The sequence below is a fragment of the uncultured Sphaerochaeta sp. genome, assembly GCF_963676625.2.
Classification (GTDB): domain Bacteria; phylum Spirochaetota; class Spirochaetia; order Sphaerochaetales; family Sphaerochaetaceae; genus Sphaerochaeta.
Genome location: NZ_CAXXYB010000004.1, coordinates 14,085 through 27,118, shown reverse-complemented (window position 1 = coordinate 27,118; position 13,034 = coordinate 14,085). Strand labels below are relative to the sequence as shown.

General features: G+C 42.3%; 13 protein-coding genes and 1 tRNA gene. 8 read left to right on the top strand and 6 right to left on the bottom strand.

The window, feature by feature from the left end:
- Window positions 1-83 precede the first annotated feature (83 nt).
- The 3 genes from ACHZBG_RS03300 to ACHZBG_RS03290 all read left to right on the top strand — a co-directional run bounded on the left by ACHZBG_RS03300 (window position 84) and on the right by ACHZBG_RS03290 (window position 1,863).
- Window positions 84-743 (top strand): Crp/Fnr family transcriptional regulator, encoded by a 660-nt coding sequence (locus ACHZBG_RS03300; RefSeq protein ID WP_320128018.1) that lies wholly within the window; start codon window positions 84-86, stop codon window positions 741-743.
- Window positions 744-1,242: 499 nt separating this feature from the next.
- Window positions 1,243-1,530: a type II toxin-antitoxin system RelE/ParE family toxin gene (locus tag ACHZBG_RS03295; RefSeq protein ID WP_320128017.1), complete on the top strand. Its 288-nt coding sequence runs from the start codon at window positions 1,243-1,245 to the stop codon at window positions 1,528-1,530.
- A 9-nt stretch (window positions 1,531-1,539) separates the two neighbouring features.
- On the top strand, window positions 1,540-1,863 hold the full coding sequence (locus ACHZBG_RS03290; protein ID WP_320128016.1) for a HigA family addiction module antitoxin: 324 nt from the start codon (window positions 1,540-1,542) through the stop codon (window positions 1,861-1,863).
- Between the two features lie 363 nt (window positions 1,864-2,226).
- Here the strand turns inward: ACHZBG_RS03290 and ACHZBG_RS03285 are convergent, their stop codons facing one another.
- From ACHZBG_RS03285 to ACHZBG_RS03275, 3 genes are all read right to left on the bottom strand, one after another.
- The gene (locus ACHZBG_RS03285; protein ID WP_320128015.1) at window positions 2,227-2,529 is read right to left on the bottom strand and encodes a YciI family protein; all 303 of its coding nucleotides are present in this window, start codon (window positions 2,527-2,529) and stop codon (window positions 2,227-2,229) included.
- A 166-nt stretch (window positions 2,530-2,695) separates the two neighbouring features.
- A complete protein-coding gene (locus tag ACHZBG_RS03280) occupies window positions 2,696-2,998 on the bottom strand; it encodes a hypothetical protein (protein WP_320128014.1) in 303 nt (100 codons plus the stop codon).
- A 334-nt stretch (window positions 2,999-3,332) separates the two neighbouring features.
- Window positions 3,333-3,417 (bottom strand) — tRNA-Leu (locus ACHZBG_RS03275).
- Between the two features lie 126 nt (window positions 3,418-3,543).
- Here ACHZBG_RS03275 and ACHZBG_RS03270 point away from each other — a divergent pair.
- Window positions 3,544-5,619, top strand: a complete 2,076-nt coding sequence (locus ACHZBG_RS03270; protein WP_320128013.1) for a patatin-like phospholipase family protein — start codon at window positions 3,544-3,546, stop codon at window positions 5,617-5,619.
- A gap of 88 nt (window positions 5,620-5,707) precedes the next feature.
- Here the strand turns inward: ACHZBG_RS03270 and ACHZBG_RS03265 are convergent, their stop codons facing one another.
- Complete coding sequence (locus tag ACHZBG_RS03265; protein WP_320128012.1) at window positions 5,708-6,781, bottom strand: tetratricopeptide repeat protein; 1,074 nt, start codon at window positions 6,779-6,781, stop codon at window positions 5,708-5,710.
- A gap of 89 nt (window positions 6,782-6,870) precedes the next feature.
- On the opposite strand from ACHZBG_RS03265, the gene ACHZBG_RS03260 reads away from it, so the two are divergent.
- The 3 genes from ACHZBG_RS03260 to ACHZBG_RS03250 all read left to right on the top strand — a co-directional run bounded on the left by ACHZBG_RS03260 (window position 6,871) and on the right by ACHZBG_RS03250 (window position 9,921).
- Window positions 6,871-7,398: an epoxyqueuosine reductase QueH gene (locus tag ACHZBG_RS03260; RefSeq protein ID WP_320128011.1), complete on the top strand. Its 528-nt coding sequence runs from the start codon at window positions 6,871-6,873 to the stop codon at window positions 7,396-7,398.
- A 97-nt stretch (window positions 7,399-7,495) separates the two neighbouring features.
- Window positions 7,496-9,028, top strand: coding sequence for a cardiolipin synthase (gene cls, locus ACHZBG_RS03255; protein ID WP_320128010.1), 1,533 nt, complete (start codon window positions 7,496-7,498; stop codon window positions 9,026-9,028).
- 8 nt (window positions 9,029-9,036) lie between these two features.
- The gene (locus ACHZBG_RS03250; protein WP_320128009.1) at window positions 9,037-9,921 is read left to right on the top strand and encodes a ribokinase; all 885 of its coding nucleotides are present in this window, start codon (window positions 9,037-9,039) and stop codon (window positions 9,919-9,921) included.
- 143 nt (window positions 9,922-10,064) lie between these two features.
- Here ACHZBG_RS03250 and ACHZBG_RS03245 read toward each other — a convergent pair whose 3' ends face one another.
- Window positions 10,065-10,298, bottom strand: coding sequence for a hypothetical protein (locus ACHZBG_RS03245; protein WP_320128008.1), 234 nt, complete (start codon window positions 10,296-10,298; stop codon window positions 10,065-10,067).
- Between the two features lie 377 nt (window positions 10,299-10,675).
- On the bottom strand, window positions 10,676-11,467 hold the full coding sequence (locus ACHZBG_RS03240; protein WP_320128007.1) for an AraC family transcriptional regulator: 792 nt from the start codon (window positions 11,465-11,467) through the stop codon (window positions 10,676-10,678).
- 86 nt (window positions 11,468-11,553) lie between these two features.
- Here ACHZBG_RS03240 and xylB point away from each other — a divergent pair, with 86 nt between their 5' ends.
- Window positions 11,554-13,032 carry a xylulokinase gene (gene xylB / locus ACHZBG_RS03235; protein WP_320128006.1) on the top strand — a complete coding sequence of 493 codons (1,479 nt, stop codon included), beginning with the start codon at window positions 11,554-11,556 and terminating at the stop codon, window positions 13,030-13,032.
- Window positions 13,033-13,034 lie beyond the last annotated feature (2 nt).

Here is a 13,034-nt window from a genome sequence, read left to right as displayed (position 1 = left end):
TGTAAAATTATGTAACACTGTCAGTTTGCCATATAGACACCAATGTTTCTTTTTACAATAATAATTTGAAAGAGGTGGATTCCATGATGACAGAAGAAATACAACTGATACCTATGTTTTCAAAAATAGGGATTGATACTCTAAAGACACATCTAGAAAACCATTTACTATATATGCAAAGCTATTTTAAAGGGGCCACAATTCATAATCAAAATGAATCTTGCAATACACTTGATGTTGTCTTATCAGGTAGCGTTATTGCTTACTCTTTATCAGAAAACGGTTCGGCAACAACGATGTTCGAGTTCCCAAAAAACAGCATTATCGGAGCAAATTTATTGTTTGGAGAAAATCATGCCTATCCGTTGAACATATATTGTTTGGTTGACTGCAAATTGCTTCACATTACCAAGGAAGCGGTATCACACTATTTGCATGACTACAATTTTGTCCTGCACTATGTAAAATCCTTGTCGCAAAATTCCCAAAGCATGAATCGAAGAATTACAATGTTTACCCAAAGCACGCTTCGGAAAAACATATTTTCCTACGTAAGGCAACAATCAATCATACAAAAATCCTCAACCATTATTCTCCCAATCAGTAAAAGAGAACTTGCAGATTATTTAGGGGTTCAAAGGCCTTCCTTGTTCAGGGAATTGAAGAAATTAAAAGACGAAGGCCTGATTGACATCAAGAACCGTAGTATTGTGATGAAAAATACCAATGCCGAAATCTGGTGAAGTTGGATCAAGGCAAGTTCTGAATAAACGATTCCTTGATATATTTCTATAAGCAAATTCGTTATGGGAATTATGTTGAAACGAGAAGAGGGTAGGCATATTCCTTGGAGAAGCGAGTTCCATGAACTAAAAACAGAGTCTTGGAAGGTCTCCAAGATATTTGCATACCCGCTCTTGGCACTAAGTCTAGAAAAAGCTCTCAATTCAAAGAGTCAAGGGTTTAAAAGTTACCGGCGATTGACCGCCTCTTCTTATTTATTATCAGAAAATCTCTATTTTGCATTACCAAACAGGTATTTTGCATTCATGAAATAGAGCATGTATATCAAGGAATGGGCACAAAGAGGGCACATGGGTTCCAGTGAAAATATGGTGGCAAAATACCATTGCTCTTGAAAACACTGGCAGTCGATTTGTCTGGATTTTGCTTCTATGCCAATGCAATTATCTGTTGATATACCTTATTGACGTATATACGCGTTTAAGGTATATTAAATGCATGATAAAGAGTTTCGCCGACAAGGATACGGAAAGGATATTCCAATCAAACTTCATCAAGAAGTTTTCCAAGGAAATCCAGATTGTTGCCAGGCGTAAACTCTGGTCGATTGATATTGCCATGACGACCAGTGACCTGAATGTTCCTCCGGGAAACCGATTGGAACAGTTGAAGGGAAATCGCAAGGGTCAACACAGCATCAGGATCAATGACCAATGGAGAATATGTTTTGTCTGGAATGAGACGGAATGTATCGCGACCGAAGTCGAGATAGTCGACTACCATTAGGAGGACGAAATGGATAACTACATGCCAGCCTTGACGGTCGGGGAATTTCTGAAGGAAGAGTTCATGGTTCCCCTTGGCCTCAGTGCATACAAGCTAGCAAAGGATATTGATGTACCGGTAAGTCGTATCCAGGAAATCCTGGCCAACAGGAGAAAACTTTCGATGGATACCGCACTGCGCCTTGCTCACTACTTCGGAGCCAGTGACGAATACTTTGCCAATCTGCAGACAAAAGTCGCCTTGGAAGCCGAGAAGTTGGTTATCAAGAAAGAAATAGATTCACTGCCGACTTACGAACAGACGATGGGAAAACAAAAGTTCCTTCATGCCTGAGTCAACCATAGGGCCTGGCCGATAAAAGTAAGGTTCTATTTTTTATGACATAATCGTTAGTTGGACTGTATGATTTCTCTGATTTTGAAATCCTGCATGGCAATAAATTTCGCCATAACCGAAAAAGGAAACCAAAACTCCCCAACATATACAAAGGCCTTAATTTCAGGGCGTCCAACCGATTCAATGAGCCCAGGATATGAGACAGGATAGAACATGGGAATATGGGGGAGCAGGTTGTCCTGGCTGTTGATATGGAGGTATCATACCAACAGGGGCAAGCAAAGAAGAACCTTTACCAACGAATTCAAGGCGAAAATAGCCATGGAATAAAGTGCTAGGTAACAATTGAATTCCGTTGGATTATTTTACTGAATCAAACCAAACTTTAAGATAATCTTGGCAATTATGCAGTTTGAACTCCGTAATTCGATACTCCTGAATACCTGCTTGAACCAGTGGATCATTCTTGCAGAACTTTTCAATATCATCACATTTAACAACGATAATGCCACCGCCTACTCCTGTTTTGGGGCCAGATACAAGTATTGATCCGTCACTAAATCCGAGTTTTAAATATTCAAGATGTGCGTCTATCATTTTTTGCAACTCAATTTTTTCAGGGAGATTTTTTGCAAACGTGCCTTCCAATACATAGTATTTCATTTTCTTGATCCTTCTCTAATTTCTGCCCATTTTGTAAGGTTGTTTAAACACCCGTGTACAAATGAGAATGTATTGTTTGTAGTCTTTACTGGTGCTAAGTCCTCTGTCAAGGCTAAAGATCGGAAAGCATAAAGAATATTTCTATACTACCTGATATCAATGTTTATTATATACCTTGTTTTCGTATATACGTGTTTAAGGTATACTTCATGCATGATAAAGAGTTAAGGATACGGAAAGGATATGCCAATTTATATCCGTCAAGAAGTTTTTCAAGGAAATCCAGATTGTAACGGAGTTGGCCGATGATCTCCCGATACCGTGCTTCCTTTTCCTGCAGCTCCCATCGGAGCTTCACCTCACCGTTCTTGTGATGGCCGAAGACATCCCCCGCATGGGCGACGAATTCTCGGTTCCATTGGCTGCCCATCTGAGGATTCAACTTGTATTTTGCCGCTATCTGGTTCACCGTCTCCGTTTCTCCATGGTTATAGAATAGTTTATTTTTGAAAAGAATCTGGCTTATTTTCCTAGCCCATTATAGTAAGGCGTATTCATGAGATTCTGGGCAACAGAAGAAAACTCTCAATGGATACCGCACTGCGTCTTGCTCACTACTTCGGAGCCAGTGACGAATTCTTTGCCAACTTTTTGTTTAAGTGCGGCAACTCAAGCATAACGGAATGCCGTCCCTTTTTCCAATCCAACACCTTTCCAGACCTCAGTCTTTTCTCTGCATCCCACAAGAAAATGAGTTGAGCCAAAAAAAAGCCCTCAACTCATAGAGTCAAGGGCTTAAAAGTTACCGGCGATCGGAATCGAACCGATACGGATTATGCATCCATCAGATTTTGAGTCTGACGTGTCTACCAATTTCACCACGCCGGCATCAGCGTTGACCATGTTAACAAATCCCCTTGGAAAAAGCAACACCCGTTTGGAAAAAAGGCCATAGTTCGCAAAGATTGTTTTTTGGTGTATTCTGTACTACAGTATCTTTATTCGGAGGATCCTGTGAAAAGAATCAGATTGATGCTTTGTCTCTTCATTATGGTTGCCTTGGGCGGCAATGTTCTCTTAGCGGAAACAATTGACATCCCTGAAATAACAAATGCCACCACAGATATCCTATCAGCTGACATTCCCATTCAATATGGTGATGCCCAGTTCAGGCAACGTATCCTTGAGAGGACGAAAGGACTACGGTCGCCTATCGGGTTGGTTCTCTCTGGGGGCTCTGCACGGGCTTTTGCCCATATCGGAGTTCTGAAATATCTTGAAGAACAAGGGATAGTCCCTGATTTTATCGTAAGCAATTCCATGGGAAGCATTGTTGGCCTGATGTATGCAGCAGGAATGACCCCTGACCAGATTTTGAATGCAATTACAAGTGTTTCCTTGCAATCCTTGTTTGATTTCACTCTTCCCCTTAAGGGAGGACTTCTTGATTCCTCACGCTTCGTCGCGAAACTAGCCTCATTTCTTGGCCCTGACCTGAAGCTGGAGGACCTGAAAATTCCCATAATCGTAGTATCGGAAGATTTGGTTACCAAGCGTCAAGTACAGATATCGGAAGGAAACTTTTATACGGCCATGACCGCAGCCTATGCCTTGCCTGTATATTTTCCTCCTGTGGAATTCAATGGGCATCTTCTGGTTGATGGAGGTATTTCCAACATCGTCCCCTTGGATATTGCGTATAATTATGCTGATTCTGTTATCGTTTCTACGACATTTTATAATGTGGACACCCTTAATCTTCGTAATCCTCTTACGGCACTCAATGTTGCGTTTGACATCGGTAAACGTAGGGTAGGGGTCGAAGAACTCAAGAAACATCTTTCTGATGTTGTATGGATTCGTTGTGGCGTGGAAAATGTCTCTTTTATGGATTTTAGTGCCGTAAAACAACTTTCAGAAAAAGGGTACGCATCGGCTGCACTCCAAAAGGATGCATTGCAAGGCCTTTATAAAACAGTCAGGCAAGCTGACTATACTTCTGAAGTCACTCAAATGGATCAGAATATCAAGAATGCACAAGATTCCTATCGTTTCTATTCCCACATCAAGCAGTATTTTCCCTACCAGATACTTGGCATAGGGGTGGATTCGAATTTTGCCTCTGAGGATACTTCCTTTTTGAAGGATGACACTATCATGGGGTTGAAATATTCTCTTCGTGCTGGTGATTTTTCCTTGACCTCCATTGCTGGAATGGCCTTGCAGTCCAGTTCAAACAGCCAATCCTCAGTTGGCCCCACTCTTCAGGTGAATGCGGAATATTATCTGTTCGATCATTTCAAGGCTTCGCTTGTGGGAAGCACGGTGTATGACTCAACCTCCCAAAGTTTTTCCTTATATGGCAGTGAACACCTGGAAGGTAGGTTTCTCTTTTTGGATGATCAAATGAGGCTATCCGTATTGCAAGGTTTTGAAATGCTTTCAAATCCAAACTCTGCCATTGTGGCAGGCCCTTGGAGTGACAATGTATTTCTGTTCAATGCCGGTGTTGAAGGGTTGTATGTGCTACCAGAAAATCCTGGCTGGAATGTATCAAAAATAAAGGTTGGAACCAATTATAAAATCCTGGGAGACTTTTCTTCCTTCCGTCCGTTTATGGACACCGGTGTTGACCTTGGTTTTGAACAAACCTTGTCTGGAATTTTTATAAATTTCTCCACTTCCGTGCGTCTTGCCTTGGATGGTAATGGCAATGTGCCCTTCTTCCTTTCCGATACCTTCAGGACCAATAACAGTGCAATCCTTTCTCAAGGTCATGATTTGACAGTCTCAACCAATGCAACAAACTATTTGGTAGCTACAGCCTGTACGGTAGGAATCAGGCCTACTTCATTTCTGCCTTCTTTTGCTGAACTTGTCATCTTGGAAAATTCTTCTCTCGCGACATATTTCAATTTCCTTTGGTATGAAAAGAATATGGGATGGCTTCCTGCAATGTCGATGGGGCTTGAGCTCCATACAGATATTTCGTTGTTGGGGATAAGAAAACTACCCATTACCTTGTATGGAGGCTGGGACCAATCAGTCGATTCCATCGTATGGGGATTCTTGTTTAATATGACATATTAGAATTACCTGGAAAAGACACTATACTAAAAATACGGATCACCGAAAGGTGACCCGTATTTTTATCTGTAGTGAAATGGCTATAAGTCTTCTATTCCAGGTTATGCTTCTTGGCATATTCGATATCAGCTTCGGTCAGTTCAGTATTCGGAAGTCTTTCACCTTCGACGGTAATAATCTTTTCAACGGTCTTTTCCTGTTCAGGTTCTTTTGCAAAACCTGGAAGAATTGCTTCTTCAGTTTTTTCGTAGGTATCATTGATTTGTGGAGGAATTTCTCCTTTTGCCACAATAGCAGTATTCCTGTCAATTTCCCTGGCGGCCGCCATTCTTGTTTCCGGATTTGCAAGCCTATCGCGGATTAGCTCAATCGTTTTCTTTTTCATTCCAGACGTATTGGAGAACCGGGCCTCAATTGCTTGGTCAAGCAATTCAAGAGCATCCTTGACCTTGCCATAGTGGATTTTGATCTGGGCGGCATGTACATAAGGCTCAGGGAATTTAGGGCCTTTCCCCACCAATTGTGTGTACAGGGGAATAGCCTCTTCCCAGTTTCCCTCAAGTAGATACAACCAACCGCGGTTATCAAAAATTCCCGGGCTGGTGGTCTCGAAGGATGTAGCTTCCTCTACCAAACGGCGGGCCGTCACAATATCTCCTTTCTCCAATACATAGGTTCCATAATTTATATAGAGATTCTTGTCTTTGTACCCTGATTCATATACGTTACTGACCGTCTCGATAGCTTTATCCAGATCGCCCTCTATCCAATAAGCCATTGAGACCATTGTCTTTGCAATGGCAACTAGAGTGGCATCTTTCTTTTTTTCTGTTTTTGCCAGATAGTTTTCAAGAATCTGTTTTCCGATTGTATGGTCACCTCTTTGCAAGTACATGCTCGCTGCTGTTACTGTATAACTGGTTGACAATCCATTCTTTATGGCTTTCTGGTATAAAGGCCAGGCTTTCGCCCATTTGGAGCTGTCAGGGTCGACTACGTATTTGTTTGCCTGCATGTAATAAATAAGGCTGCGTTTCCAAAATACAAGACCCCCGAGAAATAATACAACCAGCAAGACTTTTTGCAAAACAGAAATATGCAGCAGCATAATGCCAAGTATAGCCATCATGGACAGCCAAAGTCCGGGATTTCTATTATTTTTCATACCAACACTCCTTTAAAACCATAGCATGACAAATGTATCCTTTATGGTAAACGGTTGCAAGAGAAATTCAGTGGATGTACAGTATCGGTATGAATGAGAAAGAAATACTGGTCCACGCATGTTGTGGGCCCTGTAGTACCGCAAGTATAGAACGACTTATCGCTGAAGGATGGAAACCTGTGCTGTTTTTTGGCAATAGCAATATTTTTCCTTCGAGTGAAGCTGATAAACGATTTGAGGAATTGCTGAAGGTTGCCAAAGCTTTTGATCTGCAGGTAATCAGGCAAGAACAGGATCATGAGGCCTGGCTTACCCAAGTTGCAGGTCTGGAAGGAGAAAAAGAAGGAGGCGCCCGTTGTGAGAAGTGTTTCCTCTTCAATCTCAGGGAAGCTTCAAGGAAAGCCGAGGAATTGGGCTTTTCCCATTTCTGTACCACTTTGACGGTCAGCAGATTCAAGAACAGCAAGATGATTTTCAAGGTTGGGGAACAATTTCCCTCATTTGAAGCCATCGATTTCAAGAAAAAGGGTGGTTTTGACAGAAGTCTGGTAATGAGTAAGGAAATGCACCTATATCGCCAAAACTATTGTGGGTGTGAGTTTTCCCTACATGATTAAGATCTTTGGATTAACACATCCTTGTAAAAAGGCATCTGTTTGCCTAGCCATTCTCCCTATGATATACTCATACAGTTCGAGGGGAGGGTTGGTATAGGTGCGTAAACTGCTTAAATTTCTGACAGGAAGATTGTTTATTTCCATAATCCTCGTCCTCTTCCAGATTGGAGTCTTGGTAAGTGTTCTTGGCTATGCCAAACATGATTCCCTATGGATACAAATTTTTTCTACTTTTTCTATAGTGATGGCCTTATATGTGGTTACCAGTGATGTCAATCCTGCCTATAAAATAGGTTGGATGCTGATATTCATGATATTTCCTTTGTATGGCGGTATATTTTATTTTTTGTTTGGCAACAGAAAAATGAATATGGTTATGGTTCGCTGGTTCCATGAATACAATGAATTGTGCAGCAAAGGTATGGAAAAGGTTCCTGCACACGACGGTCTGCCCATGAAAGCCTTAGCCTCCTTTGACTCAAATCTTGCCCGCCAAGGACAGTACATAGCCAATATCAGTGGTTTTCCTCTTTGGGGTAATACTGAGGTTCAGTACTTTCCTTCGGGTGAGGATTGGGTGCTCGATGTCCTTGAGGAATTGAAGAAGGCAAGGGAATTCATCTTTCTGGAATTTTTTATTATTGGTTTAGGGGAAGTATGGAATGCCATCCTTGCCATCCTCTTGGAGAAAAAGAGAGAAGGCCTGACAATCTTTCTGATGTTCGACGATGTGGGATCGATGGTCGATGTCCCTTCCCATTATGAACGCAAACTTCGCGCTCTGGGACTGGATGCAGTAGCCTTCAATCCTATGGGGATCCATGTAAATAGCAGGTTGAATAGCCGGGACCACAGAAAAGTCTTGGTCATTGATGGGAATATAGGTTATACGGGCGGAGTGAATATCGCCGATCAATATGCGAACAGGAAAGTTTCGTATGGCCATTGGAAAGATACTGCGGTTAAACTCAAGGGCGATGCAGTGTGGAACCTAAGTGTCATGTTTCTCCAGCTCTGGTCTTTTTCAACCCATCGATCCTATGATTTTTCCCTATTCAGGCCAACCTATTCAGGAAAAATGGATGGTTTCGTCCAACCCTTCGGAGATAGTCCCCTGGACAATCAGAATATTGCAGAAAATGCCTATATACAGATTATAAATATGGCCAAGGATTATGTATGGATCACCACTCCCTATCTGGTCTTGGACAACGAAATGATAACTGCCTTGAAGATTGCAGCCCAGAGTGGGGTGGATGTTCGCATCATTACTCCCCATATTCCCGATAAATGGTACGTCTTTGCCGTTACCAGGGATAACTACAAAGCTTTGCTTGAGGCCGGGGTCAGGATCTTTGAATACACCCCAGGATTTATTCATGCAAAGATGTTTGTATCTGATGACAAGGTTGCAATCATTGGGACAATCAACATGGATTACAGGTCATTTTTCTTGCATTTCGAGAATGGTATCTTGTTTTATGGATCTTCAGTAATCAAGGTAGTAAGCGAAGATGTAAAGCAAACTTTTGAGTTATCGGAAGAGATAACCCTTGAGTATATGCATTCCCTTCCTTTTTATAAGAGAATCATTGGAACGGTACTTCGTTTGGCCGCTCCATTATTATAGGAGCCTATATGAAATTTCTGAATTATGGATCAATAAACATTGATTTGGTTTTTTCCGTAGACCATATGGTCAAACCAGGAGAAACCATTTCCAGCACGGGTCTTGAGAAGAGTGCCGGAGGCAAAGGAGCCAACCAAAGTGCCGCTCTGGCAAAGGCCGGTGCTACAGTATTCCATGGAGGAAAGATTGGATCTGACGGACGATTTCTTGTGGATTTATTGAAAGACTATGGAGTCGACACTTCCTTTGTGCGTGAATATGAAGGGGCCACAGGGCAGGCTCTTATTCAACTGGATAAAAACCGACAAAATGCCATTGTATTGTTTGGTGGTGGCAACCATCAGATTATGCAAAGTGAAATTGATGAAACCCTTATGCATTTTGAAGAAGGCGATATGTTGGTACTTCAGAATGAAATAGTGAATGGTTCTTATCTAATAACCCAGGCAAAGGCCAAGGGAATGAAAGTTTGCCTCAATACTGCCCCCTTTGACGAAAATCTTCGCCATCTTCCCTTGTCGAAGGTGGATATTCTTGTCATGAATGAAATAGAGGGAGCTTCCCTTGCCGGAATTGAAACCGAGAAGTCTTTTAAGGTCATTCTTGAGAAACTGGTCGAGGATTATCCTGATTCCGAAATTGTCCTTACAGTAGGAAAGGCAGGGGTCTATTATGGCTATCGGGAAGTCAGGTTGCATGAGCCAATCTATGATATTCCCGTTGTCGATACTACTGCGGCAGGCGATACCTTTATCGGGTATTTCCTTGCTTCTCGTGCAAAAGGGTATTCAACACAGGAAACTCTTGCCTATTCTTGCAAGGCTTCAGGACTGGCTGTATCAAAAAATGGTGCGATGGCGTCCATTCCCTTTGCTTCTGAAGTTTTCTGTTGATTGTTCTTTTTTTCAGCTTCTCTATTTTCCCAGGACTTTTGCCCTGGGATTTTTTTTGCAAAAAGAAAGGAGCCAATGACTTTTCCTGATCATTGACTCCTTATGTGCAAGCTTGTCTGTCCGGACCCGCTTATTAATCTGTTTTACTGTGCTACTACAAAAAGCAGTTTCGAGTTGTCTTTCTCTGTCACCGAATAGGTGAAATTCTGGGAATTGGAAACAACTTCAAATCCATCTGCATTTGCCTTGAAGGTTGTGGTCGGAGGGATATATCCATGTAACCGAACTACTGCAGGCTCTGTAGCTGCGAACAAGGAAGTAGCAAACAGGATGGCCAAGATGGCTGTCAGTGCTAACTTTGAAATTCTATTGTTCATCTTGTATCTCCTTGTAAACTTCTTTCTTGTTACATCTATATAATAGGTTGATGCATAAGTTAAGTCAAGGGAAAATTAATATAATTTCTTATAATATAATAAGTTAGAGAATGTCATATGTTGGATGATGTGACATGTAACATGTAACATCTACCATGCACATATTACATGTATAAGTGGATGAAGTTGACCCATAGATACAACATATGACAGTGAACAAACATGAAATGAGGATGTTAAACTGTGTTTTGTATGATTTGTTCCTATGGCATATCTTTTGATATGACAAAAGACACCAAGTAAAATTACGAACGGTTGTTACGTAAGTTGCTTGGTCGAACTTGCAGAGAAGTTATGAATTATTTTTTCCGATTTGGTCAGTTTCCCAATAATTGGAGGTGAGTTTTCCTATACAAAGAGGGAGATGTCCCCGTTGATTGTTTGAAACGTTTGGAGAAATGAAATTCTGAACAGAATTGCAGTTTACCTGCTATTTCCTTGACAGAGAGATTGCTGCAGGCCAGAAGTGACCTGGCTGCCTCCAACTGCAGGTTGGTATAGTACTTCATGGGAGTAGTATTCATACGTTTCTTGAAAAGTCGAATGAAATACGATGCATCGAGTTGTACATGACTCGCTATTTGATCAAGTGTCAACTTATCGAATACATGGCGTTGCATATATCTGATAGCTCTTTCCAGACAGACATTCTCCTCGACGGGATCTTCAGCGGCACTGCCTGCCTGCAAGTTATAGAGAAATCCAAATATTTGATGACAAGCGCTGAGCCGGAGTTCTGGGTTTTGGCTCAAGCCCTTATCCCTCACTTCCTCGAAGAAGAATCGCCATTTTGTTCCGATGGTGATTGGATTTTTTTCATTGAGTTTCATTATCAAGGAAATTTCTTCAGGACTGTCAATGAGTGTTGCATAATATGTGAGGCTTTCTTGCTCATCTGCTTCTATACTATGCAAGGTTTCCCCAGGTGTGACAAACAGGGCACCAGGGAAGATTGAATATCGTCTTGGCCCATTTGTGAAGGTTCCGCTTCCGCTGACAAAGTAATGCAACTCAAATTGACCATATTCATGGCTGTGCAATCGTTGATGCCAGAGAAGTTCCTTGATTTCATGCATTTGATAGACAAAGACAGCGTCCAACATTTCCATATGTCAATAATACATATGTTTTTCCAATCCTGTCTATGGTAATCACCCTGAATTTGAATGATGCTGATTTTAGAAGAGGAGTTACTATGGCAATTGTTGTAGGGATAGATACAGGAACGCAAAGTACCAAGGTTCTTTGCTATGATATTGAAAAGAAAGATGTTGTGTTTGTTGCCAGTGCACCACATACGTTAATTAGCAGGGAAGACGGGAGTAGGGAACAGGAAGCCCTTTGGTATATTGATGCCATCCGTGCCTGTTTCTCGCAGGTAACTCCTGAAATTAAAAAACACATTATTGCCATTGGCGTTTCTGGGCAGCAACATGGGTTCGTTCCCTTGGACAAAGATGGTCAGGTTTTGGCTCCTGTCAAACTATGGTGCGATACCTCTACTGCAAAGCAGTGTACTGAGTTGACTGAACGCCTGGGAGGCGAAGAAGCGGTATTCGCACTGTTGGGGAATCAGATTCTCCCTGGCTATACTGTTTCGAAGATTCTTTTTCTGAAGGAAAACAATCCAGAGGCCTACGATCGTCTATCTCATATACTGCTACCCCATGACTATATTAATTTCTATCTGACAGGTACCTATTCAATGGAAGCCGGTGATGCCTCCGGGACTGCGATGTTTGATGTCAGGACCAAGACTTGGTGCAAGGAAGTTCTTTTTGCACTCGATGACCAGAAGGATTTGCTGGGTATGTTGCCTCCGATCCTTGAAGCCGGTCAGAGTTGCGGTACTGTCTTGAAGACAGTCTGTAAGGAGCTGGGACTTCCTGACAACGTCGTGGTTTCCACCGGTGGCGGAGATAATATGATGGGAGCTATTGGAACCGGTTGCGTTCAAGGGGGGACCTTGGCAATGAGTATGGGGACGAGTGGCACTTTGTTTGGCTATAGTGATAGTTGTGTTGCCGATAGACAAGGTCGACTGGCTGCCTTTTGTTCTTCCAGCGGTGGTTACCTTCCCTTGCTCTGTACCATGAACTGTACCATTACCACCGAAGCTGTTCGTTCTCTCTTGGGCTATGAGGTAAAGGAATTGGATTCTTTGGCTGCCAAGGCACCCATCGGTTGCAATGGAGTCACCATGCTTCCTTATTTCAATGGAGAAAGAGTTCCTAATTTTCCTAAGGGAAAAGGAGTTCTTGCAGGATTTGATATATCCAATATGAAGGCAGAGAACATTGCCCGGGCCGCCTTGGAAAGTTCTGTCTTTGCAATGCGCGGCGGATTGGATGCGTTTCGAGAACAAGGATTTGTTCCCAAGCGTCTTATCCTTACGGGTGGAGGAGCAAAGAGTACAATCTGGCGAAGAATTACCTGTGATGTCATGCAGTTGCCTCTTGAAGTGCCCAAAGTATCTGAGAGCGCAGCCTTCGGGGCCGCCCTGCAAGCCTTCTGGACGGTAAGGGGAGGAAAAATCGAATCGATTGTTGCAGAACATGTACAGTTCGATAGTTCCAAGAGTTGTGAATTGGATGTTTCGGTCAAGGATGCGTATGATAAAGCTTATGATCGTTACCAGCAATATGTCGGGGCTCTGGGCCCTATGTTTAGATAGGA